Below are 24550 nucleotides of genomic sequence, written 5' to 3' on the forward strand. Positions count from 1 at the left end.
GTGGCGGTGTGCGCGGACGACTGCTGTCGACCCTATCGAGAATTCTCCTCGGGTCGCGCGTCGATCGCGGTACGGACTCAGATGCCGACCTTGATGCGCGTGAAGCGCTTCAGGGTGACACCGGCCTCGTCCAGCACCTTCTGGACCGACTTCTTGTTGTCCAGCGCGTAGGGCTGGCCGAGCAGCGTGGCGTCCTTGAAGAAGCCGTTGACGCGACCCTCGACGATCTTGGCGATCGCGGCCTCGGGCTTGCCCTCGGCGCGGGTGGTCTCCTCGGCGACTCGGCGCTCGGTCTCGACGACCTCGGCCGGCACGTCGTCCTTGGAGAGGTACTTCGGCGCGAAGGCGGCGATGTGCTGGGCGATGCCCTTGGCGACCTCGGCGTTCGGCTTGTCCAGCTCGACGAGGACACCGATCTGCGGGGGCAGGTCGGGCATCGTGCGGTGCATGTAGGCCAGCACGAAGCCGTCGGCGAACTGCGCGAAGCGGTCCAGGACGATCTTCTCGCCGAGGTTGGCGTTGGCCTCGTCCACGAACGCCTGGACGGTCTTGCCGGCCTCGATCTCGGAGGCGAGCAGGGCCTCGAGGTCGGCCGGGGAGCTCTTGGCGACGTGCTCGGCGATCGCCGTGGCGACGGCCTGGAACTTCTCGCCCTTGGCGACGAAGTCCGTCTCGCACTTCAGCTCGACCAGGACACCGGAGGAGTTGTCGTCGGCGATGATGGAGACCACGGCGCCGTTCTCGGCGGAGCGGCCCTCGCGCTTGGCGACGCCCTTCTGGCCCTTGATACGCAGCGCCTCGACGGCCTTCTCGACGTTGCCCTCGGCCTCGTCCAGCGCCTTCTTGCAGTCCATCATGCCGGCGCCGGTCAGCTCACGGAGCTTCTTGACGTCGGCGGCGGTGTAGTTCGCCATGAGTCTGTGAGTCTTTCTCGAAGTCTTGGGAGATCGGAGATCGGTACGGTCTGCGGTCCACATGTGAACGTGGATCGCGGACGGCGCGCCGACCTACGGGTGAACAGCGGGGGCGGACTTCATGTCGCCGCCCCCGCCGTCAACGCTGACGTCAGGCCTGCTCGCCCTCGGTGGCCGTCTCGGCCTCGGCCGCGGGGGCCTCGGCGGGAGCGGCCTCGGCGGCCGGAGCAGCCTCGGCCGGAGCCTCGGCGGCCGGAGCCTCGGCGGCCGGAGCCTCGTCCTTCTTCTCACCCTCGAGCAGGTCGCGCTCCCACTCGGCGAGCGGCTCGCCCGCGGCCTTCTCGCCCTTGTCGCCGGTGGCGACGCCGGAACGGGCGATGAGGCCCTCGGCGACGGCGTCGGCGATCACACGGGTGAGCAGGGTGACGGAGCGGATCGCGTCGTCGTTGCCCGGGATCTTGTAGTCGACCTCGTCGGGGTCGCAGTTGGTGTCGAGGATGGCGACGACCGGGATGTTGAGCTTCCGGGCCTCACCGACCGCGATGTGCTCCTTCTTGGTGTCCACGATCCAGACGGCGCTGGGCACCTTCTGCATCTCGCGGATACCACCGAGGGTCTTCTCCAGCTTGGCCTTCTCGCGGGAGAGGACCAGGAGCTCCTTCTTGGTCAGACCGGAGGCCGCGACGTCCTCGAAGTCGATCTGCTCGAGCTCCTTGAGGCGCTGCAGACGCTTGTAGACGGTCGAGAAGTTGGTGAGCATGCCGCCCAGCCAGCGCTGGTTGACGAAGGGCATGCCGACGCGGGTGGCCTGCTCGGCGATGGCCTCCTGCGCCTGCTTCTTCGTGCCGACGAACATGACCGTGCCGCCGTGGGCGACGGTCTCCTTGACGAACTCGTAGGCGCGGTCGATGTACGACAGCGACTGGAGCAGGTCGATGATGTAGATGCCGTTGCGCTCGGTGAAGATGAAGCGCTTCATCTTCGGGTTCCAGCGACGGGTCTGGTGACCGAAGTGGACGCCGCTCTCCAGCAGCTCCCGCATCGTGACGACGGCCATGGCCGTATCTCCTTGAAGTCCTCGGTTGTGCCGCGGATGCCGGACGGCTCCCGCGCCTGACGCCCACCTGCGCCGTGCCACAAGGACCGAGAGGCGCTGACACCGGCTTGTGATCACCAGATGTCGGGGCGTGCGAAGTCGACCCGGTGACCCGGATCGCCAGAAGAAGTGTACGGGACCGACGAGGCACCGGGTGACGCCGCTCTCCACAACCGGTGAGTAGTCCACAGATCCCGGCCATGATCGGCGGGGGCGCGGGAGGGTTCTCGCATGCGACGAGTGATGCGATGCGTGGGCGTGTGGGCAGTCTTGCTGCTGGTCTCGGCGGCGACGGCGCCGACTCCCCCGGCCTGGGCCTCCCTGCCCCCACCTGCCCGGGAGGCACCGGTTCCGGCCATCGCCCGCACCTGGCCGGTGGGCGTCCGCCCACTGGTGCTACGGGGCTGGCAGCCCCCGGCGACGGTGTACGGCCCCGGCCACCGGGGCGTCGACCTGGCCGCACCACCCGGCGCCCCGGTACGAGCGGTAGCGGCCGGCCGGGTGACCTTCGCGGGCCGCGTGGCCGGGCGTGGCGTGGTATCGCTCCAGCTGACGGGGACGGACCTACGTACGACGTACGAGCCGGTCAGCCCGTCGGTGCGGAAGGGGGACGCGGTGGGAGCGGGTGAGGCGGTGGGCACGGTCGAGGCAACGGGGTCGCACTGCTCCGGCACGTGCGTGCACTGGGGCCTGCTCAGCGGCGAGACCTACCTGGACCCCTTGTCCTTGCTACCGCCATGGCTTCTGCGGAGGGGGCCGTCGAGACTGCTGCCGGTACTCGGCGTACCGCTGCCTACGTAGCTGCGAGCAGTCATACCTGCGTAACTGCGGGCAGTCATGCCGCCGGCGCGGCGCCCACCCAGCAGCGGCCGTCACGCCTGCGTAACTGCGGGCAGTCATGCCGCTAGGGGCGGCACGGGTGGGCGCAGCGGCACCCCGCAAGCGCGGGCAAGCGACCCCACCCCCGCCCAGCCGCAGCCGCAGCCGCAGCCGCAGCCGACGTCAGCCCCTCACACCCCGCAGAGCCATGGCCACCGCCGCGTCCGTCACCACGGAAGGATCCTCAGCGGCACCCAGCTCGATCCGCCGCACGGCCGCATCCACAACCCCCTGCAGCAACATCGCCGCCAGCCGAGGCTGCCCGTGCCCCATCTCCCCCAACGCCTCGACGACCATCGCGACCAGCCCCCCGTGCGCGGCCCGGATCTTCTCCCGCGCCCCCGCGTCCAGCTCACTCGCCGAGATGGCCACCACAGCCCGGTGCCGCCGGTCCCCGACCAGCGCCAGCTGCTGCCGCACATACGCCTCGACCTTGCCCTCGGCCGACGACGCCCGCTCCATCGCCGACGCGACCTCCGCCGCCCACACGGGGAAGTCGACCTCGCACAGCTCCTCGACCACAGCGGCCCGCGAGCGGAAGTACTCGTACACGGACGACCGCGCAAGCCCCGTCCGCTCGGCGAGGGCCGGGAAGGTCAGCGCCTCCGTCCCGCCTTCGGACAGCAGGGACCGAGCCGCGTCCAGCAGGGCGGCTCGCTGCATCGACCGGTGCTCGGCCACGGAGGCCGCTCGAATCCTTGGCACGTCAACCACTTTACGGACCACCCACCCCGGAAGGGAGGAGTCAGCGCCCGAAGCTCGCCAGCTTGGCCCGCAGCTGCAGCACCGACTTGGTGTGGATCTGGCTGACCCGGCTCTCGGTGACCCCGAGCACGTTGCCGATCTCGGCGAGGGTGAGCCCCTCGTAGTAGTAGAGCGTGACGACGGTCTTCTCCCGCTCGGGCAGCGTGTTGATCGCCCGCGCCAGGAACCGCCGCAGCTCCCGGTCCTCGGCCACCTCCACCGGATTGTCGGCGGCGGTGTCCTCCAGCGTGTCCATGAGGCTGAGCCGATCCCCGCCCTCGCCGCCGACATGCAGCAGCTCCTCCAGGGCGACCACGTTGGCCAGCGACAACTGGCTGAACACGGCATGGAGTTCGTCGACCTCCATGCCCAGCTCGGTGGCGACCTCCCCTTCCGTCGGCGTCCGCCGTAGCCGCGCCTCCAGGGTGGCGTAGGCCCGCTCGACGTTCCGCGCCTTCTGCCGGACGGACCGCGGGATCCAGTCCAGCGCCCGCAGCTCGTCGATCATCGCGCCCCGGATCCGGGTGATCGCGTACGTCTCGAACTTGATCTCCCGGTCGATGTCGAACTTCTCGATCGCGTCGATCAGCCCGAACACCCCCGAGGAGACGAAGTCGGCCTGCTCCACATTGGGCGGCAGACCGACGCTCACCCGGCCCGCCACGTACTTGACGAGCGGCGAGTAGTGCAGGATCAGCTGCTCCCGCAGCCGGTCGTCCCCCGTCGCCTTGTACGACCGCCACAGCTCGTCGAGCGTCGAGGGAGCGGGCGGCCGCACGCTGCCACCGTCGCGGACGGCTGGGGGGATCGCCGCCCGGTCGGACCCGGAGGTGTGCTGGGGCATTCGTCGCCTTGTGCCGTTCTGCCGTACCTGAGTGAGCTGTCGGTCTGATGTCGAGTTGGCGCGGTCTGCGCCGGGGCTTTCGTGAGCGTAGCGTGACCGAGGAGTCGCGGTGTGCGAACAGTGAGGGTCCACCCCTGCGCGGGCCCCTTCCATTGCTCGCACCACCGCACCCCGCAGCTCGCTCTGCGTGACCGGGCAAAGGGGTCAACTCCGGGAAATCCCAAGGGCGTAGGGGATTCCCCCGGACGGCCGAACCCGCTCGGTCAGCACGGACCGTGACGGCTCCGGGCCGAGATCATCGCCTGGCGTGTCAACTTCCAGCCGTCGCCGTGTCGTTCGACGTAACCAAGTGCTCGGAGTTCGTACAGCCTCGCGATCGCGTCGTCGGGCGTGGTGCGCGCGCCGCACGCGATCTCCCCGACGGGGGCCGCACGGCTGCCGGGCAGGGCGGCGAGGACGGCCCGGGCGGCCGGTTCCAGCAGGTCACGCGGGAGTACGGGGCCTCTCCTGGGCGGGGCCAGCTCGCCGATGTCGCCCACGAGTTCGACGACGTCGGCGGCGTCGGTGACCAGGACGGCCTCGCCGCGCAGCAGCTCGTGCACTCCGGCGGAGAGTCCGCTGGTGACGGGCCCGGGGACGCCCATCGTGTACCTCCCGAGGCGGGCGGCGGCCCGAGCGGTGACCAGCGAGCCGCTGCGGCAGGCGGCCTCCACGACGACGGTGCCCCGGGTGAGCGCCGCGATCACTCTGTTCCGCAGGATGAACCGGCTAGGGGTCGGGTGATCACCGGGCGGCAACTCCCCGACCACCAGCCCCTGTTCCGCGATCCTGTTGATCAGGGCGGTGTGGCCGCGGGGGTAGGGCCGGTCGACGCCGCAGGCCAGGACGGCGACGGTGGCTCCGCCGGCGGCGAGGGCGCCGCGGTGGGCCGCTCCGTCGATCCCATAGGTTCTTCCGCCAGTAGCTTCGACCCCGAGTCAAAGTGGTTGGTCGACGTTCTGCCTGGCCAATAGTGGGGTTTGCTCGGGCTAGTGGCGCAACAGCCCTGTTGCATCCGGCGCGGAGGTCAGCGCTCCACAACCAGTAGCCACGAACCGAGTCGTTCTGAGACCGTCCCTGGGATTACTTCCTCAAAGCCCCAACGGAGAAGCAACGTCTGGCTAGGAACGTTGCGGCGGTCAACGCGCGCCAAAACGGCAACAGACTCACTGTCGGGCTCACGCCCGACGATGTCGTAGAGCGCATCGACTAGCGCCTCGTCAGCGACCTTGCCGCCTTGGAAACGGTGCCGCAAGGCGACCCCGAGCATGAGGAGGCACCGGCAGGCTTGCCCTGCGGGAAGGTGCAGGTCTGGGTGAAGGCTCTCCGGTCGCGCATGGGTATAGGCGGCAGCAACCCCTGAGGGGTCTTCGGCTATACGAAAGCGCTGGTCAAGGCGGGCTGAACGGTTCGTATCCGCCAGAGCCTCCTGGCGGAAATACTTCTGAACCTCTTCCTCCCAGAAGAGTGGGCGACCACTGGGAGGCTTGCCGTCCGCACAGGTAAAAGTCTGCAGCAGCCTGCGATCTTGCTTCTCCGGGGTTCTCCATGTGAAAGCACTCACGGCCTAGGCGGCAACTTTCGACGGGGACCGTCTTCCGCGCTTAGACGCTCGTTGATCGCCTGAGCCTGAGTTGAAGTCATCGGAGCCTTGATCTGCTCGATCAGCGGCTTGCCGACTCCTCTGGTGCGGAGCCGCCTGGGGCCAGGAACAAGGCCTCGCTGCGGGGGGTAGCTCACGCGGCAAGCGATGCCGGTGCCCTGCTCGTGGAGATCAGCCAGCACCCGGCGAATAGCCGCTATCGAACGGCTGTGCTCATTGCGGAAGGTGCCCAGGCGCACGAGAACGTCAATGTCTTCCAGGTCATGTCTGATGGAAGTTCGATGCCCGAGGCTGCCGGCAAGGAGGAGGTGCCATAGCGGCGAGAGATCGGGCTGGTTTCTCCTGATGTGAGCTGCCAGCAGCGCCAGTCCTTCGCCCTTCTTGGCTGAGCTGGTGCTCTTGATCAAAGTCGAGGCATGCCTCTGCCCATGATTCGCAGCAGCGGGACTGTCCGCTGCGCGGTGATCATGCTGTGGGCGCGAGACCATGCTCTTAGCGTACTGGCCGACACCGCGTTGAGGCATTGGCAGGGTTGGCAGGGCTTGTTCCAAGCCAACGTGCAAGGGTGTCAGCTCCCGATCAAGGCAGCGGCTGTCTCCTTCGCGGCAGGGCTCTGACCTTCGCGGCGTCGGCATCGCGCCCGGAGAGGGTTGCGTGCTCCAGTGCGAGTTGGTTGAGGGCCGTCGCGTAGATCTCTAGGCGGCTCTGCAGGTGACGGCAGTGCTGGCGGAGCTCAGCGTTCTCCCGTTTCAGTTCTTCGTAGGCGTCGACGGACTGGGCGGCGGTTGCCCGCTTGGCTTCTGCGAGTGCGATCTCGGCCTGGAAGCGGTCCTTGAGATCCGTGTGCTGGTGGGTGAGGTGCCAGCGCTTGACGTCGGCCTCGATCGCCAGCTGGCTGACGTTCAGGCGTCCGTTGGATCGGTGCGGGGTGCCGGCGAGGAGGCGGTTGATTGCGGCAATGATCTCGCGGCGGACTGGGTCGGTCTCGCCGTCGAGAGAGAGGACGGTCATCTCTGGGCCCCGCACTGATGATCTTGGATGATTGCGCGGAGCCGGTCGAGTTCATGCTGCTCGCGCGCGTGACGGATGGGTGGGGCGAGGGGGTCCGCGACTATCTCGGCGAGCTCGTCCACGCGGTCCTGGATGACCTCGATGTCGCGGTCGGTGCGGGCGAGGCACTGGCAGCGGGGACGGCAATCGTCGATGTCGGGGGTGACCATGGGGTCCTCCGCCGAGCCTCTGAGCTGGCAAGCAGCGACGGCGGGGTTGAGGACGCAGGTCATGCCCTCGCCGTGGTGGATCTGCAGGAGAGGGTTGCCGAGCAGGTCGCGCGCGTTCCGTTCGCTGTTCAGGACGCGGCCGGCGAACTCCCGGCTGGCTGCCTGGACGCGGTAGCGGTAGGCGTCGGCGGCGGGTCCGCTGACGTGCTCGCCTGCAAGGAGTCGGCGTTCGTCTTCGGCGATGCCTTCCATGCGGAAGAGCCAGTCCTCGAAGGCGTAGTCGTCCAGGAATCCGGCCTCGTAGGAGCCCGCGTAGCCCTGGAGCATCCGGGTGTAGGCGTGTCCGTATTGGATGGATGCGGCGATCAGGCCGCGGGGTTTGCGCCGGATGAACCAGGCAAGCGTCCGCCGGAAGCGGCTGGGGGCGATGGGGCCGCCCGCGTCCGCGGGGATGTGGTCCTTGCGGCCCACCTGCTGGCAGCGCTCGTTGACCCAGATGGCGAACTTGGCCAGGTCCTCGGCGATGAGACGGTCCGAGCGGGCTTCACCACGCCGTTTGGGTTCCTTGCCGGGGGTGTTCTTGATCGGCTTGAGCCGGTTCGGGAAGAGCAGGTGGCTCTCGTGCAGTCGTTCCAGGACCACGACCGCCTGCGCGACGAGCTCGATGACCACCCAGGGTTCTTCGCGAACGGTGCCTTCCGGGATCTTGTTGCCGTCCTCGTCCTGGGCTCCCTTGAAGTAGAGCCCCTCCATCAACCACAGGCCAGTGTCCTTATCGCGGCTGGTGCAGCCCCGCCGCAGGTTGAGGACCTCTCCGACGCGGGCGCCCGAAAGGTAGGCGACGATGACGAAGCAGGCCGTGCTCAGCAGCCGGGCCAGCTGCGGTGCCTGGTCGAACGGGATCCGCGGGTGCCAGGGCCGCCCGTCCAACTCGGCGGTGACAGGAGTGTCGAGGTAGGCGTCCTCATCGATGGGCAGGCCGGATTCCGTGATCATGCGGCCGGACGTCGTGACCTGGAACGAGCCCGCGCAGTTCAGCTGGGACGCGATGTGACGCCATGCGATCTCCAGGGTTCCGTCGTCCCGTCGGGTGCCGGGAAGGCTCTCACTGCGGCTGCGGAGCCGGTCGAGGTAGGCGGTGACGTCGGCCTGCAGCTCGCCGGACTGCCGGCGGCGCCGTTTGCCCCGCATGTGCTCGGGGCGCCGGGACAGCAGTGTCCGGTACTCGTCCCAGGCCGCCAGGACGTCCTCGCTGAAGTCCTCCAGGAAGCGGATGGCCCACCGCAGGAGGGCCTGCATGGTGTGCTCGCCGATCCGTTTCGTGCGGTTTTCCCGGTCGCCGCGGGTCCGTTCCAGCAGGTCCTGGGTGTCTTCGCCGTCCCAGGGAGGGGCTTCGGGAAGCCGCAGGTAGAACGGCAGAAGGTCGCGGTGGATCCACAGCCGTCTCACCTCGGTGATGCGGCGGTAGCGCTTGTAGATGGCGATGCCGTCCGCGTCGAGCGCGTCCAGGTAGTCCCAGAGCATCTCGTGGGTGACCTGGCAGAACTCGGTGATCCCCTGAGCTGCGAACCATTTCAGGACATGCTGCAGGGAGCCGTAGAAGAAGATCTCGATCGTGTGGAGGGCCATCCGGCTCGTCGTCGAGCGCCGCATCGTGCGGGCCTTCGGATGGTTGATCAACTGCCAGACGTAGAACTTGGCGGCCAGCCGCAGCGGCTCGGGGATGATCTCGAAGTTGAGGGTCTCGGACCGTGCATGGTCCTCGAAGATCCCAGGGTTGAGGTCCCAGCGGTTGTCTGCGAAGCGTGACATCCGGGCCGGATCGGCATCGCTCCTGACCGGGCGGTTCATCAGGACGAGCGTGCTGGGGCCCGGCCAGACGGTGCCGCCCGGGAGCCCTTCGGGGAGCCCGTCCGTCTCGACGGGCAGGTTCGGGGCTGGGGATGTCATCGGATGTCGAGTTCCCTGTTCAGCAGGCGGTCGGCGAGTTTGTGCTCGGCCGGTCCGGCGGTCTTGCGGGCGTCCTCGACCGCGGTGTCGTCCGCCTGGTCCAGCAGGTCGGCCAGTTGTGCGTGCGGGCCGGCGAAACGCTTGCCCCACTGAAGTGGGTCCATCTGCTCGCGTCGCTCTGCGAGCCGGTCGTGGACGACGACCTGCAGCGGAAGGTGTCGGGGCAGGGCTCTGGCGCATTCGCAGTCCAGGCAGAGCAGGAACGAGGCCCGGCAGGGCTCTCCGGGGTTGTAGGCGCCGTTGGTGTTGTCGGTGCAGGCTCCCAGCACCGTGTCCAGCTCCCCCGTGAGCATCCGCTTGAGCACGGTCGGTTCCAGGCCCATCTCGGCAGCTGACTGGTCAACGTTCTCCAGGGCTTGGGCCACCTGCTCTGCGGTCATCACGGTGATCTTGGAGCGGGCTCGGGCCTTGGCGACCTCAGCGGTCAGCGTCTGGGCGACGACCGTGCGGTATTCGTTGATGTTGCCGCGGTTGCGGACCAGGTAGCGGGTTGCCGCGGTCCGCTCTGTGTGGGCCGTGGGCTTCTGGTGGAGCTCGATGTAGGTCATCCGCAGCGTCTCCAGCCGCAGCGGTGCCATCGGAATGGGTCGGCCCTCCTTGTCCGTCTCGTCCGAGGGCAGGTTCCAGATTCTCCCGAGCCTGCTGATCAGGGTCCCGTCCGTCCTCATCGGACGCCATCCCCGGCCCTTGGCCGCGCGCGGGCCGCCGCCGGAGGACATGTAGGTGACCAGGAGGCGGTTGCCGCCCGCGAAGTGCCGGGCCCGCGCGGTCAGGTCGTGGATGAGGACATAGAGGCCGAAAGGCGTGTGCAGGACGTCTCGAGTGGACAGCTGATCAGGCTGGTCCGGGATGCTGATCCAGTCCGGGACTTCCGACAGCGCCAGATCCATGTAGGCCCGGCTCTGGCGACGCGGCTTGCGCAGGCCGACAATCGCCGTCCCGGGCCCGACGCCGCCGTCCGCCCGGTGGTGGGCGGCCGTCAACTTCACGATCGGCTCCGGATTCTGGCCGGTCATCACGCCGAACAGCACCGCGGCGGCCGCGATCTCCTCCGGGGTCAGATAGAGCCAACCGACGATGTCCCTGACCGAGCCGCGCAAGGTAACCCAGACCTCGGGGGCGTACTGAATCTTCCCGGCGGTGTTGCGCATCCGACGGGGGACGTCGCCGAATCGGTCCAAATGATCGAGGATCTGCAGCCGACGCCGCAGATGGACGTCGGTGCTGACGTCGAGATTTCCCGCGCGGAACTGCCCGAGCCACTCGCGGTTGCCGCGGATGCGCGTCTCCGCCGAACGCAACATCGTTCTGGCGGCCTGCGCGATCCTCTTCAACTCGGCTCGGCTGTAGCTGTGGGCGGGCTCGCCGTCGGGCCGGGACGGCATCGCCCCCGCGAGCCGGCCCGCCAGTGCGTCGCTGATGCCCGCCGTCCGAAGCAGCAGCAACCGGACCTCTGCCAGATCGTGCGAGGCCGTCTTGACGCCCTCCGCCTTGCGGTGTTCGTAGAACCCATCGAAGTGTTTGGGGACGACCTCAGCCGCGCTCTGCGGGACCCTGTCCAACTCCGTGAGGTAGCGGTCGAACGCCACCAGGGACAGATAGGACTTCTTGAAGGAGTGGTGGGACGTCAGGCCCGCACCGGGTGCCGTGCGGGCCGCCAGGGCCGCAATCAGCGGCTCGCGCAGTGCCTCGGGCATCGTCAGCACCGACACGTCCAGGTCGACGCGGCTCTCGCCGTCCTGGTTGTAGCGCCGGACGACCCGGCGGCCGTCCTCGGCCGTCATCAGTCCATGCCGAGTCCTGCGTCCAGCCGGCAGGGCGGCCCGCCGTCCTCGGCTCACCGGGCCACCGCCAGCGGATCCGTGCGAACCCACGGATGCTCGGCGAACACGTCCGCCATGAACGACGCGACCGGGAAGCCGTCGGCATGAGCCAGCAATGCCTCCACCTCCATCGTCCGGAAGGGCTCGAGATAGACGTTCTTGGTCGTCTCGACGCAGAGGTGTCCGAGCATCGTCTGAACCAAGTGCCAGGTGTCGCCGACCTCCTCACGGAAATCACGCTGTTCGTCCTCCGTCAGATGCCCCAGCCGCCCGTACTTGATCAGCTTGCCGACCGCGTACCACCTCAGCGCAAAGGAATGCCGCAACATGTGGGCCGTGCAGCTGAAGTTCTCCAGTCCGAGCGACTCGATCCGCTCGTTCGCGACGTCGAAGGTGTGCTCCCAGCCGCCGCCGTCACGTGGCAAGCCGTCCTCGTTCAACCAGAGGGTCACCGGCTCCAGGCCCTGGGCAGTGTTGCGGAACAGAAGCCTCCGGGTCTGCGGCCCAACGTCGTTCCACCGCTCCCGCTTGGGACCAGCAAGCGAGGACATGGTCACCGAGTGCCTGCCGTGGGTAGCCAGCACGATGCGCCGGTCGGCGATCCGCTCGTAACGGCCCGCGGCCTGAGCCCGCCGGACCGCCGCTGCCCTGGCCCCCTCGGCATAGCCCAGCACCCCGCGCAGGGCCGATCGCGACATCCAGTACTTGTGCCCGTAGCCGCCCTTCGCGCATTTATCAGCGAGTTCGCAGGTGAAGAACCCCCGCCGCCGGTCGTAGGAAGGCAGCTCGGGCAGCACCACACTGGCCCACTCCGAGACGCGCAGGCCGGTGCCGTAAAGGCCGTCGCAGAACGCTCGATCCCGCTGGTCGTTGCGACCCTTCCACCACGGATCCGGCCGCCCATGGAGATCGAAGCCCCTGACCCCCAGATCAACCCAACGGGCGTATCCGCCGGGGTCGAGCCACTTGACGTCCGCGTGCCGGACGATGCGCTGCGGCTCCATGTCCGCGAATGGGTCAGCCACCCCGAAGCGCCGAGCCAGCTTGTAGAACTTCTTCAGACCGGCGACGTCCCGGGCGAAGGTCCCGGTCTCGACCGTGTCCTCGTTCACGGGATCCGTGATGCGCCAGAACTCGAAGTCAGAAGCCACCTCGTCATCAGCGTCCCACCAGTTCACATCGATCGTGAGCAGGTAGTTCAGCCACACCACCAGCGAGTACGCGTAGTCACGCTGTGTCCGCCAGGCGAGTTTTCGCCACTTCGCCGAGCCCAGGCACCAGTTCACTCGTAGATCGGGCCGGCCGTCGGGGCCGATCACAAAGCGCTGCCCATCACGTACAACCACGTCCGCCATAGGAACAGCACGGCCCGGCAGCACGTCCCCCAGTAACTCGGCCACGGCATCCGCCGTACGGCTCGAGGCGTACTTATGCAGCTGCCAGCACCGCGCGCTCGACTCCAACTCCGCCATACGCGTGACAACGAGCCTCCGCAACAACAGTCACTGGTTACAGAACGGCCGCGCCGCCCGACACGACGACCCAGCCTCGCTCGGCCAGCCCGGAGGCGAGGGTGGCCGCGACATGGGCGCCGTACTCGGTGCAGGCGCGTGCGCCCACGACGGCGACGGACCTGAGCGCCCACATCCGCAGACCGGCCGGCCCGCGCACCCAGAGCCCCGTGGGCCGGGCGTCCCCGAGATCGTCGAGCTGCCTCGGCCACTCCGCGTCCCCGGGACAGACGAACCGCACCCCGGCAGCCCGCGCCACCTCGAGATCACGCTCCGGCTCGGCCCGCCGGGCCCGCCCGACCAGCCCGCCCCACCGGGTCCCGCTCACCCCCGGCAACGGCTCCCCACCGTCCCGCAGCCGCCGCACCACCTCCCGAACCCCGAACTCCCGCAGCCACCGCCCACCGGCTTCGTCCCCGGGCTCGATGACCCGGGCGAGGAAGACCCGGGCCATCAGCTCACCGTCTCCGGTCATGTCAGGGCCCCGAGGGCCATGGGCACGCCCCTCGGCACTCCGGTACGCAGTTGCAGGGCGAGGCACACGTCGGTGGCGTCCGGGCGGTCGTGGCCGACGAGGTCCGCGACCGTCCAGGCGACGCGCAGCACCCGGTCGATCCCGCGAGCCGTGAGCACGCCCCGCTCGAGGTTCCGTTCGGCGTCGTCCATCGCGCCGGCGGCGGCATGGAAGCGGCTGCGCAGCTCCCGTCCGGGCACCTCGCTGTTGGTGCGCCATGGGGTTCCGGCGAGCCGGACGGCCGCCCGCTCCCGGGCTGCCCTGACCCGGTCGGCGACGGTCGCGGTGGATTCGCCCCGGGCGCCGGGTTCGGTGAGCTGGGCGCGGGTGACCGGGTCGACCTCGACCCGCAGGTCGACCCGGTCCAGCAGCGGGCCGGACAGCCGGGCCTGGTAGCGGCGGATCGCCGACGGCGGGCAGTCGCACAGGGAGTCCCGTTGCGAGAAGCGTCCGCAGGGGCAGGGGTTGGCCGCCAGGACCATGAGGAAGCGCGCGGGGAACCGGACCACGCCCGCGCTGCGCGCGATCACCACGTGTCCGGACTCCAGCGGCTGCCGCAGGGCGTCCAGGGTCTGGCTGTGGAACTCGGGCGCCTCGTCGAGGAACAGCACGCCCCGGTGCGCGAGGGAGACCGCGCCGGGCCGTGCGATGCCCGGGCCGCCGCCGACGAGTGACTGCATCGTGGCCGAGTGGTGCGGGGCGCAGTAGGGCGCGACGTCGATGAGCGGCTTGCCCGGAGGCAGCAGCCCGGCCACCGAGTGGACCGCGGTGACCTCCAGGGACGCCTCCCGGGTGAGCCGGGGAAGCACGGCGGGCAGGCGTTCGGCGAGCATGGTCTTGCCCGCGCCCGGCGGTCCCTCGAGGAACAGATGGTGCCCTCCGGCGGCGGCCACCTCCACAGCCGTACGCGCCGAGGTCTGGCCCACGACATCGGCCAGGTCGTGGTCCTGTTCGTGCTGTGCCGCACCGACGCTGTGCATACCGGTGGCGGCTCCCGTGCCCGGCACCCGCAGGCCGGCCAGCAGGGGGTCCGGACGTCCCTGGTCGTCCGGCTCTTCCTCGGGCACGGGCTCGTCGGTCAGCACGGCGATCAGCTGCCGGAGGCTGCGGATGCCGAGCACCGACACACCGGGAACGAGCGAGGCCTCGGCGGCGGCGCACTCCGGTACGACCACCTGTTCGTAGCCCGCGTCGGCGGCCGCGAGGACCGCGGGCAGGATGCCCCGCACCGGCCGCACCCGGCCGTCCAGTCCGAGTTCTCCGATCATGACGATGTCGGCGAGGACCCGGGGGTCGATGCGCTCGGCGGCGCCGAGCACCGCGCAGGCGACGGCCAGGTCGAATCCGGAGCCGGCCTTGGGCACGGACGCCGGGCTGAGTCCGACGGTGAGCTTCTTCTGCGGCCACTCGCCGCCCGAGTTCACCACCGCCGCCCGGACCCGGTCCCTGCTCTCCGTCAGGCTCTTGTCCGGGAGGCCCACCAGGGTGAAGGCGGCCACTCCGGGTTCCAGGTCGGCCTGGACCTCGACGACCACGCCCTCGACGCCGACCAGGGCCACGGAGCACGTACGGGCGAATCCCATCTCAGACCACCCCCCGCGCGTGCTCGACCACGGGGGCGCCGCGGTCGGGGAGGACGACACCGATCAGGTCGATGCGGACGCCGCCGGGAGGGGCTCCTCCGTGGGTCTGGATCCAGCGTTCGGCGAGGCCGCGCAGCCGCTCCGCCTTGTCCGGCGTCACCGCGGCCATGGGGTGTTCGAAGCGCCCGCCCCTGCGGGTCTTCACCTCGCAGACCACCAGGACGTCGCCGTCCTGCGCGACGATGTCGATCTCGCCCGTCCTGCCGCAGCGCCAGTTGCGCTCCAGGACGGTCATTCCGGCCTCGGTCAGCCGCCGCGCGGCCAGTTCCTCGCCGTACTTGCCGAGTGCACCTCGTGCGTTCATGTCGGCACCACCTCCGGCGCCAACCGTCACGCATCACACCCGGAGAAGTGGATCTTGGTGGATTACTCAGCGGTTGTGGATAACTCCGTCACCCGCCCGGAAGCTCCAGGTCGCTCTTGTTCAGCTCCTCGATGTTCACGTCCTTGAACGTGAGGACACGGACCTGCTTCACGAAACGGGCCGGCCGGTACATGTCCCAGACCCAGGCGTCCGCCATCGACACCTCGAAGAACACCTCGCCCTGGACCGAGTGCACCTGCATCTCGTAGTCGTTCGTGAGGTAGAAGCGCCGCTCGGTCTCGATCACGTATTTGAACAGACCGACGACGTCTCGGTACTCCCGGTAGAGCTTCAGCTCCATCTCGGTCTCGTACTTCTCGAGGTCCTCGGCGCTCATGGCATGTTCCCCTTCAGCCGTGCGATCCCACCATTGTGCGCCAGTCCGACGAGCCCTCAGACGATTTCCGTGTCAAGGGTCACGGGCCTGGCCGGGGGACCTTCGTCGAGCAGCGTACGCAGCAGCTCGGCGAGTCTGGTCGGATACACCGTCTCATGTGCCCGGGTCAGTTCCTGACACGTCCACCAGCGCGCTCCGGCGACGCTGCGCCGCTCCAGCTCCGTGAGCCCCACGGCTTCGGTGGCCGTCTGGGTCGTACGGGCCAGGTAGTACCACTCGTCCTGGTCCCAGCGGCGGCCTGCGAACGGGAAGGAGCACCGCCGGCGCCACAGCACGGGACCGAGTTCGACGTCGGTGATGCCGGTCTCCTCGGCGAGTTCCCTGAGCGCCGCCTCTTCGCGCGTCTCGGTGCCCTCCAGGCCGCCGCCGGGGGTGAACCACCAGTCGTCGGCCGGGTCCTCCGGCTCATGGCCGTGCAGCAGCAGGATGCGGTCCTGGGGGTCGAGCAGGACCACCCGGGCGACCTTGCGCAGACCGCCCTCGTAGGTGTCCTCGCCGGTCCGCGTGGTCTCAGCGGACACCGGCGGGCTCCGCGCTGGTACGGCTGCGGGAGCGGCCCAGCAGCTTGGCGATCGGGCCGTAGGCGCCGCCGCCGAGGACCAGGACGGCGCCGACGACGATCATGAGTTCGATGATCCGGAGCGGGCCCGGCTGGGAGAGGGCACCCAGGGTCTCGAAGCCGGTGGGGCGCTTGAGCATGCCCTTCATGGGCCAGACGACGGAGTCGACGCGGGCGGAGACGGCGTCTCGGGACACGGTGCCCTTGGCGGCGTCGGTGAGGTGGGCGGTGGAGTCCAGGGAGCCCTGGCGTTCGTCGCCGAGGAGGAAGAGCCGGCCCTTGGGGACGGTCACGGTCGGGAAGTTCTGGTTCTCGGCCAGGCTGCCCGCGGGCAGGTACGGCTCGTCGATCTGCTTGCCGTTGACGGTGAGCTTGCCGTTCGTGCAGCAGGAGACGGTGTCGCCGCCGACCGCGACGACCCGCTTGACCACGTTCGCGTCGGTGACCCAGCTCTTGTCCCGGAAGACGACCACGTCACCGCGCCGGACGTCGGTGCCGTCTACGCGCTGGGCCAGCACCCGGTCGCCGATGGCGATCGTCGGGCTCATCGAGCTGGTGGGCACGGTGTACGGCCGGTAGACCAGCGCTGCCCAGCCGAAGCCCGCCAGGAACAGCACCAGGCCCAGCGCCATGGCCACCCCGGACAGCCGGTGCCCGATCCGGCTGCCGCCGGCCTGTGCCGTGCCTGTGCCCGCGCTGCGCGGGGCCGTACGCGTCGTGCTCTCGCCACCCATGGACCCGCACCCTACCCGGCGGTACCGAGCAGGGGCAGCCCCTCTTTCGCGGCCTGGGCCACTGCTTACCGCTTCTTGGACTCCGGGCGGTCCGCCCGCCTGCGCCGCCACACCGCCACCGGCAGGACCGCCGCCACGGCGACGCCCTCCGGCGCGACCGACAGGGACGCCGCAGCCGAGGACTTCTGGTCCAGGCCCTGGTCGAAGGTGTCCGGGACGGGCAGGGTGCCCCAGCGGTTGATCGGCCAGGCCTTGACGATGGCGCGGCCGACGACCTTGTCGACGGGGACCATGCCGTGGTGCTTGTCGGACTGGTTGTAGCGCGAGTCGCGGGAGTTCTGGCGGTGGTCGCCCATCACCCAGATGTAGCCCTTGGGGACCTTCACCTTGAACTGGCCGCCCTGGTCGTCCTGGCTGCACGGCGTGTTGCCGGGGTAGACGTACGGCTCGTTCAGCGCCTTGCCGTTGACCGTCAGCGGGCCGGTGCCCTTGCACTGGACCGTGTCGCCGCCGACCCCGATCACCCGCTTGATCAGGTCCTTCTCCTCCGCGGACGGCATCAGGCCGATCCAGCTGAGCACCTTCTGCACCGGGTTCGGGTTGGGCGCCGGCTCGCCCGCCAGCCAGTTGTCCGGGTCGTGGAAGACGACGACCTCACCGCGCTCGGGCTCGGAGCCGAACCACGGGGTGAGTTTGTCCACCAGGACGCGGTCACCCTGCTGGAGGGTGTTCTGCATCGAGTCGGACGGAATCGAGAACGCCTGCACCAGGAACGTCTTGATCAGCAGCGCCAGGACCAGCGCGATGACGACCAGGATCGGCAGCTCTTTCCAGAAGGAGCGCGGCTTCTTCGGCGAGGGTGCGGCCTCGTCCGTGCCCTCACTCCCCGTCTGCGGCTGCTCCCCGGGAGCGCCGTCGTCGGCCGCCGAGAAGTCCGAGGTCACGGCTGCGTCCGGAGCCGGAACGTTCCCGTCCACGGGGTGCCCGCGGTGCTCCTCGCCGTCGTGTCCCGACCGTGCGCCAACCGCCACATCCCCCACGCCAACTCCTTACTCTGTGCCGCCGCCTGCCCCAAGCACGGTGCAGGCCCACCACTCCCATAACGAGCGGGAGTTCCGCAGGGGTCGGGAGTTGGGTCATTGCGTTCGGATCGTCGGAGGCAACCCTATGCGACAGCGGAGGGGCCGCGGACGACCCCGACACGGAGTTCGCAACGCTTGCGAAGGTTTTAGGTTCGTCGAGGCTGGTCCAGTGGCCGACGGGCCAGCCGATGACCATGGCACGGCCGACCACGGAGTCCTCGGAGACCGTGCCGCCGTACGGGGTGTTCTGGTGGGCGCGGGAGTCCGCGGAGTTGTCGCGGTGGTCGCCCATGACCCACAGCCGCCCCTTGGGCACGGTGATGTCGAACGGAGTGGAGGAGGGGTTGTTGCCCGGGTACAGGTAGTCCGCTTCGGTCAGCGGCACGCCGTTGACGGTGACCCGGCCCTGCGCGTCACAGCACTTGACGTGGTCGCCACCGACCCCGATGACCCGTTTGATCAGGTCCTTCTCGTTGTCGGAGGGCAGCAGGCCGATGAAGGTCAGGCCCTCCTTGACCTGCTTGACGACGACGGGGTCGTGCTTCTTGGCGGTCTGCTCGTCGGCCAGCCAGCCGCCCGGGTCGTGGAAGACGACGACGTCCCCGCGCTGCGGCTTGGAGCCGAACCACGGGGTGAACTTGTCGACCAGGACGCGGTCGCCGATCCGGATCGTCTGCTCCATGGAGCCCGACGGGATCACGAACGCCTGGACGAGGAAGGTCTTCAGGACCAGCGCTATGAGGACGGCGACACCGACCAGAAGGGGAATCTCCCGAACAGCCGACCGCCTGCGCTTGCGCTTCACCTTGCGCTGGAGCTTGCGCCGCTCCGCACGCGTGCGGCCACCACCGGGCGTGGAGGTGCGGCGCGAGCCGGTGGGCAGCAGGTTGTCGGCGGGCGTGCTGGGCACCCCGCGCGGTTTGCCGCGGTTACCCATGCGCGCCCTCCGCGGAGGCCGCGGGCACGCGCGCGTACGCGGACGGCCGCGTCAGGTGCGTCCAGTGGTCGTACGGCCAGGCGATCCAGTCGGCCCGGCCGATGACCTCGCCGACGGGGATCATGCCGCCGCCGGGCGAGCCGAGGTGGTCGCGGGAGTCGCTGGAGTCGCTGCGGTGGTCCCCGAGGACGAACAGGCGGCCCGCGGGCACGACGACGTCGAAGGGGACGGAGGACGGGGTGTCCCCGGGATAGAGGAACGCCGTCTCGTCGACCGGCCGGCCGTTCACCTGGAGCCTCCCCTCCTTGTCGCAGCAGACCACATGGTCTCCGCCCACCCCTGCAACGCGCTTGATGTAGTCGGCGTCCCCGAAATACCCGGTGCCGTCGAAGACAACCACGTCACCGCGGCGCGGCTCGGCACCGAAACGGTACGCCAACTTATTTACGAGAACGCGGTCGCCGATCCTCAATCCCTGTTCCATGGATCCGCTCGGAATCTGGAACGGTTGCACCACGAAAGCGTTGAGGAGCAGCAAAAACGCCAGGCAGGCGAAGAGGGTGAGGGTGATCCTGCCGCCCGGCAGCCACTCGGCGAGCCGCGACACCAACGCGAAACGCGACCGGCCCTCCGTCCCCGGAGTACCGGGGTGGGAGGAGCGGTCGCGTTCCGTCGGCTGTGCTTCGGTGTCCATCGGGGCCAGATGTTATCCGGCCCCGCTGTGACTCCGGGAAAGCGCTCAGCTCTCGCGCTTCTCCTTGATCTTCGCGGCCTTGCCGCGCAGGTCACGGAGGTAGTACAGCTTGGCGCGGCGCACGTCACCCTTGGTGACCAGCTCGATCTTCTCGACGATCGGGGTGTGCACCGGGAAGGTGCGCTCGACGCCGACGGAGAACGAGACCTTGCGGACCGTGAAGGTCTCGCGGACACCGGAGCCCTGGCGGCGGATCACAACGCCCTTGAACTGCTGCACACGGGAGCGGTTGCCCTCGATGACGCGGACGTGGACGTTGACAGTGTCACCCGGGCGGAAGGCCGGGATGTCGCTGCGCAGCGACGCGGCGTCGACGGTGTCGAGCAGGTGAGACATTTCGTCTGCTTTCTTCGCTGATGCCACAGGTCATCAACGGGAACTAGGTGTACAAGAGGTCTGCCGTGCGGGTCGGGGCGGGCGTCGTGTCCCCCTGCGGCAGGGGCGCACGCCGGACGGACGCACAGCAACGGCCTATTCTTCCACGCCGTCGGCCCGGCGCCAAAATCGGCCGTACGGCTCGCCCTCGGGGTCCGGCTCCCAGCCCAGGATGGAGAGCATCTCGCGGTCCTTCTTGTCGAAGGCCTTGGGGTCGCAGCGCTCGATCAGGTCGGGCCGGTTGGCCGTCGTACGCTTCAGGGCCTCGTCGCGGCGCCAGCGGGCGATCTTGCCGTGGTGGCCGCTGAGCAGCACGTCCGGGATGTCCCGGCCACGCCAGACGGGCGGCTTGGTGTAGACGGGGCCTTCCAGGAGGTTGGCCATCGCGCCGGGCGCGAAGGAGTCGTCCCGGTGGGACTCGGCGTTGCCGAGGACGCCGGGCAGCAGCCGGGCCACGGCCTCCGTGACGACCAGGACGGCCGCCTCGCCGCCGGCGAGCACGTAGTCGCCGATGGAGACCTCGTAGACCGGCATCCGGGTGGCGTACTCGTCCATCACGCGCCGGTCGATGCCCTCGTAGCGGGCCGGGGTGAAGATCAGCCAGGGGCGCTCGGAGAGTTCGACCGCGAGTTCCTGGGTGAAGGGGCGGCCGCTCGGGGTGGGCACGATCAGCGCGGGGGCCTGGGCGCCGGCCTCGTAGCCGTCGGCGAGGACCGTGTCGAGGGCGTCGCCCCAGGGGTCGGTCTTCATGACCATGCCGGGGCCGCCACCGTACGGCGTGTCGTCGACGGTGTTGTGCCGGTCGTACGTCCAGGACCGCAGGTCGTGCACGTGCACGTTCAGCTGTCCACGCGCGCGTGCCTTGCCGACCAGGGAGACGTTCAGCGGTTCCAGGTACTCGGGGAAGATCGTGACGACGTCGAGGCGCATCAGGACTCATCCCGGTTCGAGTCGATCACCGCGCGGTCGTCGATCAGGCCCGGCGGGGGCGCGATGACCGCCTTCTGCTCCTCGAGGTCGATCTCGGTGACGATCTCCTCCACGAAGGGGATCAGGACCTCGCTGCCGTCGGGGCGCTCCACGATGAAGAGGTCCTGGGAGGGCAGGTGGGAGATCTCGGCGATCCGGCCGACCTCCGTGCCGTCCTCGGTCACCACGTCGAGGTCGATGAGCTGGTGGTCGTAGTACTCGTCCTCGCCCTCGGGGAGTTCCTCGGGGTCGATCTCGGCGATCAGCAGGGTGTTGCGCAGGGCCTCGGCGCCGTTGCGGTCGCTGACGCCCTCGAAGCGCAGGAGCAGGCGACCGCTGTGGACGCGGCCGGTGGCGATGGTGAGGGGCCCGGTGGAGGCCGGGTCGGTGGCCAGAACGGCGCCCGGGGCGAGCCGCAGCTCCGGCTCGTCGGTACGTACCTCGACGGTGACCTCGCCCTTGATGCCATGGGCGCGGCCGATCCGTGCGACTACCAGCTGCACGAGTACAGATCTCCTGTCATACGACTGCGGGCCGGGGACGGCCCAGTGGCCCTCCCCGGCCCGAGCCGGTTGCGATGAAGCGTCAGCGGACGTGGTCCACGTCGACGAGGTCGACGCGGACACCGCGGCCGCCGATGGCGCCCACGACGGTACGCAGAGCGCGCGCGGTACGGCCGTTGCGGCCGATCACCTTGCCGAGGTCGTCGGGGTGGACCCGGACCTCCAGCACGCGCCCGCGGCGCAGGTCGCGCGAGGCGACCTGCACATCGTCAGGGTTGTCGACGATGCCCTTCACGAGGTGCTCAAGCGCCTCTTCGAGCATGCTGCTCAGGCCTCGGTCGACTCGGACTCGGCAGCGGCCTCGTCCTTCTTCTCAGCCTTCTTCTTCTGGGTGATCGCCTCACCCTTGCCCTCGTCGTCACCGCCGAGAGCCTCGAACGACGGACGCGCGGCCTTCGGAGCGGCCACGAGCAGCGGCGCCGGGGCGGGCTCGCCCTTGAACTTCTGCCAGTCGCCGGTCTTCTTCAGGATGGCGAGGACGGGCTCGGTCGGCTGCGCGCCGACACCCAGCCAGTACGCCACGCGGTCGGCGTCCACCTCGATGACCGACGGGTTGTAGGTCGGGTGGTACTTGCCGATCTCCTCGATCGCACGGCCGTCACGGCGGGTGCGGGAGTCGGCGACGACGATGCGGTAGTGAGGCGAACGGATCTTGCCCAGACGCTTCAGCTTGATCTTGACTGCCACGGGAGTGGGTTCTCCTGGTTTTGACGTGGTTGGGCACGGCGAGACTGCCGCGTGGGGTTGCGGTACCCGAGTGCCCGATGGACGCGTCAGCCGGAGGAGAGAGGGGTCCTGTGCGGCTGTCGAGTACAGCTAGCCATTGTGCCACACCCTGCGGGTCGCTTCCGGCCGAGGGGGTCGGACCGCGTCCGGGCATGCCTGGGGCGCACCCGGCGTGGAGGTGACCTACGTCGGGTGCGCTGCCCGGCGCTGTGAAGTTGCCGTCCGCGCACACCGCGGCTGCCACGAGCAGCCGCGGTGTCAGCTCGCCGCCGCCCCCACGACCTCCGGGATGCGGAACGGCTTGCCGCAGCCGCCGCACACGATGGGGGCCTGGGCCAGGACCGACGGGACCACCCGGACGTTGCGCCCGCAGTCACAGACGGCCTTCACACGGACGCCGCCGCCGGAGGAGCCGTGCCGGGCTGCCGGGCCGCGGAACGTGCGTGAGGTGTCTGCGGAGGTGGCCACCGTGTGGGCCTTCAGGGCGCGCTGGAGCCGCTCGATCGTCGGGCGGTAGCGGCGCTTGGCCTCGGGGTTGAGCGTGACCAGGGAGAAACCGCTGCTCGGGTGCGGTTCCTCGGGGTGGTCCAGGCCCAGCTCCTCGGCGATCGCGAGGAATCTGCGGTTGTGGTAGCGGCCGGCCCGGGAGGTGTCGCGCACGCCGCGGGCGGCGGCGATGCCGTGGACTGCTTCATGGAGCAGTCGCTCGAAGGAGAGTTCGTGACCGCACGCGGACGACGACTCCCCGATCAGGGACTCTGGCGCGGCAAGGTCCGGCAGCTCGGGGTGGTACCGCTGAATGTCGGCCCACGCCTGCGCCAGCTCTGCGGCGAGAACAGGTGGTGTCTGTGTCGTGCTCACGTAATGACAACGAGCGGGGGTGCCGCTGTGTTCCTATTCCGGGCCATCCCAAATAATTTGCACGTACCCGTCAGTTGCCGCTGATGCGTCCTGACGAGGGCGGGTGCGCTGATCTGCGGAGAAGACGCACAGCTCATACCAAGCCGGTGCGTAGTCTGACGTACGGCCCGCCCTGTAGCGGCGAGGACAGCGGTGCCCGGCGGATGCGCAAGAAGTGTTTCGGTCGCTCTCGCACGAGGCCGTCACCTCATACAGCGTCCGTGACGATCGCGACGTTACCGGGTACGTGCACGCGCCCGGCCACCGGCCCGTCCCGGGCGAGTGGACACCGTACGGTCACCCAGATTGCGTGGATGTGAAATCTCGCCACACTCGGCACCGACCCCCAAGCCGGGGCCCACGACCCCTGGACGGCACCGCGAGCCGGGAGTTACCTGACATACGTGGATAGTGCGAGCGCACGGCATCGGGGGCCACGCAATCGGGCACACGGCGAACTGTCGGCGGAATGGGGCGCTTACCTATGACACCTACGCTCGTGCGGGAACACCTGTCCCACCCGGGCTCCGTACCTCCCCGGGCGAACCTGTGCGCACGCGCGCGTGACTGGTCCGAGATCCAGGAGCGGATGCTGGTGCCGCTCTACGAGACCGTCCACGAGCGACTTGAAGTGGGCCCTGCCACACGGCTGCTGGGCCTGCGCTGCGGTTCCGGGCTCGCCCTGCTGATGGCGGCCTCCAGAGGTGCCGCGGTCACCGGTGTCGACACCTGCCCCGAACGGCTCGCCCTCGCACGCGAGCGCCTGCTGCCGGACGTTCCGCGCGGCACGCGCGCGCGTACGGGCGCGCGACTCGTCGAGGGCGCTCCCGGGGACGCGGCCGACGCGGACACGCCCGGGTACACCCTGGTGACCGTCTTCGAGCCGATCGGCTGCCTGGCGGGTGACGCCGAGGGGCTCGGCGAGCTGCTGGCGGCCGCGCTGCCGCCGGCCGCGCGCGGGGCGGCCGTGGTGCTGGCCGGCTGGGGGCCGCCGGAGCGCTGCGCGACCTCCTCGGTGCTGCGGGTGGCGACGAAACTGGCCGATCCCCTGCGCAGCGCGGGCAGTTGGCGCCCCGCCCGCCGTGACGACCTGGAGGAGGTCGCCCAGCGGGCCGGTCTGAAGCCGGACGGCTCGGGGCGGGTGGCCTGCCCGTTCGGGTACGCCGATCTCGACAACGCCGTACGCGGTCTGCTGTCCACAGGCCTGTTCGACGCGGCGATCGCGGCGACCGACCGCAAGCAGGTGGACAAGGAGCTGACGGAGGCGCTGCATCCGTACCGGCGCCCGGACGGCACCGTGTGGATGCCGAACGTCTTCCGCTATCTGATCGCCCGCGTGCCCTAGGGCTG

25 protein-coding genes and 2 pseudogenes are annotated in these 24550 nt (G+C 69.5%); 2 read left to right on the forward strand and 25 right to left on the reverse strand.

Going from position 1 to position 24550, the window contains the following annotated elements:
• Window positions 1–77 precede the first annotated feature (77 nt).
• Both tsf and rpsB read right to left on the reverse strand, forming a co-directional pair.
• On the reverse strand, window positions 78–914 hold the full coding sequence (gene tsf, locus CRP49_RS03940) for a translation elongation factor Ts (RefSeq protein ID WP_097252170.1): 837 nt from the start codon (window positions 912–914) through the stop codon (window positions 78–80).
• A gap of 151 nt (window positions 915–1065) precedes the next feature.
• Window positions 1066–1971, reverse strand: coding sequence for a 30S ribosomal protein S2 (rpsB, locus tag CRP49_RS03945; RefSeq protein WP_097252171.1), 906 nt, complete (start codon window positions 1969–1971; stop codon window positions 1066–1068).
• Between the two features lie 282 nt (window positions 1972–2253).
• On the opposite strand from rpsB, the gene CRP49_RS03950 reads away from it, so the two are divergent.
• Entirely contained in the window at window positions 2254–2811 is a 558-nt protein-coding gene (locus CRP49_RS03950) for a murein hydrolase activator EnvC (protein WP_179851873.1), read from the forward strand.
• Window positions 2812–3012: 201 nt separating this feature from the next.
• Here CRP49_RS03950 and CRP49_RS03955 read toward each other — a convergent pair whose 3' ends face one another.
• From CRP49_RS03955 to CRP49_RS04060, 23 genes and pseudogenes are all read right to left on the reverse strand, one after another.
• Entirely contained in the window at window positions 3013–3570 is a 558-nt protein-coding gene (locus CRP49_RS03955) for a TetR/AcrR family transcriptional regulator (RefSeq protein ID WP_097252173.1), read from the reverse strand.
• A gap of 64 nt (window positions 3571–3634) precedes the next feature.
• Window positions 3635–4477, reverse strand: a complete 843-nt coding sequence (gene whiG / locus CRP49_RS03960; RefSeq protein ID WP_094220492.1) for an RNA polymerase sigma factor WhiG — start codon at window positions 4475–4477, stop codon at window positions 3635–3637.
• Window positions 4478–4740: 263 nt separating this feature from the next.
• Window positions 4741–5433, reverse strand: a pseudogene (locus CRP49_RS03965) (DNA-processing protein DprA); the annotation flags it as partial.
• 643 nt (window positions 5434–6076) lie between these two features.
• Window positions 6077–6526 carry a hypothetical protein gene (locus CRP49_RS46390; protein WP_143669959.1) on the reverse strand — a complete coding sequence of 150 codons (450 nt, stop codon included), beginning with the start codon at window positions 6524–6526 and terminating at the stop codon, window positions 6077–6079.
• Window positions 6527–6698: 172 nt separating this feature from the next.
• Window positions 6699–7130 carry a hypothetical protein gene (locus tag CRP49_RS03970; protein ID WP_097252174.1) on the reverse strand — a complete coding sequence of 144 codons (432 nt, stop codon included), beginning with the start codon at window positions 7128–7130 and terminating at the stop codon, window positions 6699–6701.
• Complete coding sequence (locus CRP49_RS47690; protein WP_257033309.1) at window positions 7127–9289, reverse strand: apolipoprotein A1/A4/E family protein; 2163 nt, start codon at window positions 9287–9289, stop codon at window positions 7127–7129. The genes CRP49_RS03970 and CRP49_RS47690 overlap by 4 nt, the downstream gene beginning before the upstream one ends.
• On the reverse strand, window positions 9286–11133 hold the full coding sequence (locus CRP49_RS03980) for a hypothetical protein (protein WP_097252175.1): 1848 nt from the start codon (window positions 11131–11133) through the stop codon (window positions 9286–9288). The genes CRP49_RS47690 and CRP49_RS03980 overlap by 4 nt, the downstream gene beginning before the upstream one ends.
• Before the next feature lie 53 nt (window positions 11134–11186).
• On the reverse strand, window positions 11187–12572 hold the full coding sequence (locus tag CRP49_RS03985; protein ID WP_218892954.1) for a hypothetical protein: 1386 nt from the start codon (window positions 12570–12572) through the stop codon (window positions 11187–11189).
• Window positions 12573–12693: 121 nt separating this feature from the next.
• Window positions 12694–13158: pseudogene (locus CRP49_RS03990) on the reverse strand (DNA-processing protein DprA); the annotation flags it as partial.
• On the reverse strand, window positions 13155–14780 hold the full coding sequence (locus CRP49_RS03995; protein WP_097252177.1) for a YifB family Mg chelatase-like AAA ATPase: 1626 nt from the start codon (window positions 14778–14780) through the stop codon (window positions 13155–13157). The pseudogene CRP49_RS03990 and the gene CRP49_RS03995, both read right to left, overlap by 4 nt.
• A gap of 1 nt (window position 14781) precedes the next feature.
• Entirely contained in the window at window positions 14782–15144 is a 363-nt protein-coding gene (locus CRP49_RS04000) for a YraN family protein (RefSeq protein WP_179851490.1), read from the reverse strand.
• Between the two features lie 88 nt (window positions 15145–15232).
• A complete protein-coding gene (locus CRP49_RS04005; protein WP_003965949.1) occupies window positions 15233–15541 on the reverse strand; it encodes a DUF2469 domain-containing protein in 309 nt (102 codons plus the stop codon).
• A 56-nt stretch (window positions 15542–15597) separates the two neighbouring features.
• Window positions 15598–16122, reverse strand: a complete 525-nt coding sequence (locus CRP49_RS04010) for an NUDIX hydrolase (RefSeq protein WP_097252179.1) — start codon at window positions 16120–16122, stop codon at window positions 15598–15600.
• Window positions 16112–16894, reverse strand: a complete 783-nt coding sequence (gene lepB, locus CRP49_RS04015) for a signal peptidase I (RefSeq protein ID WP_097252180.1) — start codon at window positions 16892–16894, stop codon at window positions 16112–16114. The genes CRP49_RS04010 and lepB (CRP49_RS04015) overlap by 11 nt, the downstream gene beginning before the upstream one ends.
• Window positions 16895–16959: 65 nt before the next feature.
• On the reverse strand, window positions 16960–17871 hold the full coding sequence (lepB, locus tag CRP49_RS04020) for a signal peptidase I (protein ID WP_116129013.1): 912 nt from the start codon (window positions 17869–17871) through the stop codon (window positions 16960–16962).
• Complete coding sequence (lepB, locus tag CRP49_RS04025) at window positions 17774–18913, reverse strand: signal peptidase I (RefSeq protein WP_116129014.1); 1140 nt, start codon at window positions 18911–18913, stop codon at window positions 17774–17776. The genes lepB (CRP49_RS04020) and lepB (CRP49_RS04025) overlap by 98 nt, the downstream gene beginning before the upstream one ends.
• Window positions 18906–19607, reverse strand: coding sequence for a signal peptidase I (gene lepB, locus CRP49_RS04030; protein WP_097252182.1), 702 nt, complete (start codon window positions 19605–19607; stop codon window positions 18906–18908). The genes lepB (CRP49_RS04025) and lepB (CRP49_RS04030) overlap by 8 nt, the downstream gene beginning before the upstream one ends.
• A 45-nt stretch (window positions 19608–19652) precedes the next feature.
• The gene (gene rplS / locus CRP49_RS04035; protein WP_094220506.1) at window positions 19653–20003 is read right to left on the reverse strand and encodes a 50S ribosomal protein L19; all 351 of its coding nucleotides are present in this window, start codon (window positions 20001–20003) and stop codon (window positions 19653–19655) included.
• Window positions 20004–20138: 135 nt separating this feature from the next.
• Window positions 20139–20972 (reverse strand): tRNA (guanosine(37)-N1)-methyltransferase TrmD, encoded by an 834-nt coding sequence (trmD, locus tag CRP49_RS04040; RefSeq protein WP_097252183.1) that lies wholly within the window; start codon window positions 20970–20972, stop codon window positions 20139–20141.
• Window positions 20972–21514, reverse strand: coding sequence for a ribosome maturation factor RimM (gene rimM / locus CRP49_RS04045; protein ID WP_097252184.1), 543 nt, complete (start codon window positions 21512–21514; stop codon window positions 20972–20974). Before rimM ends, trmD begins: the two co-directional genes overlap by 1 nt.
• An 82-nt stretch (window positions 21515–21596) precedes the next feature.
• Window positions 21597–21836, reverse strand: coding sequence for an RNA-binding protein (locus tag CRP49_RS04050; RefSeq protein WP_005479813.1), 240 nt, complete (start codon window positions 21834–21836; stop codon window positions 21597–21599).
• A gap of 5 nt (window positions 21837–21841) precedes the next feature.
• Window positions 21842–22261, reverse strand: a complete 420-nt coding sequence (rpsP, locus tag CRP49_RS04055; RefSeq protein ID WP_071370664.1) for a 30S ribosomal protein S16 — start codon at window positions 22259–22261, stop codon at window positions 21842–21844.
• A gap of 297 nt (window positions 22262–22558) precedes the next feature.
• Window positions 22559–23161 (reverse strand): hypothetical protein, encoded by a 603-nt coding sequence (locus CRP49_RS04060; RefSeq protein ID WP_094220509.1) that lies wholly within the window; start codon window positions 23159–23161, stop codon window positions 22559–22561.
• Between the two features lie 523 nt (window positions 23162–23684).
• Between CRP49_RS04060 and CRP49_RS04065 the strand changes: the two genes are divergently transcribed.
• The gene (locus CRP49_RS04065) at window positions 23685–24545 is read left to right on the forward strand and encodes a cyclopropane-fatty-acyl-phospholipid synthase family protein (protein WP_097252185.1); all 861 of its coding nucleotides are present in this window, start codon (window positions 23685–23687) and stop codon (window positions 24543–24545) included.
• Window positions 24546–24550: the final 5 nt, after the last annotated feature.

This window comes from Streptomyces sp. Ag109_G2-15 (assembly GCF_900215565.1).
In the GTDB taxonomy this organism is placed as follows: Bacteria; Actinomycetota; Actinomycetes; order Streptomycetales; family Streptomycetaceae; genus Streptomyces; species Streptomyces diastatochromogenes.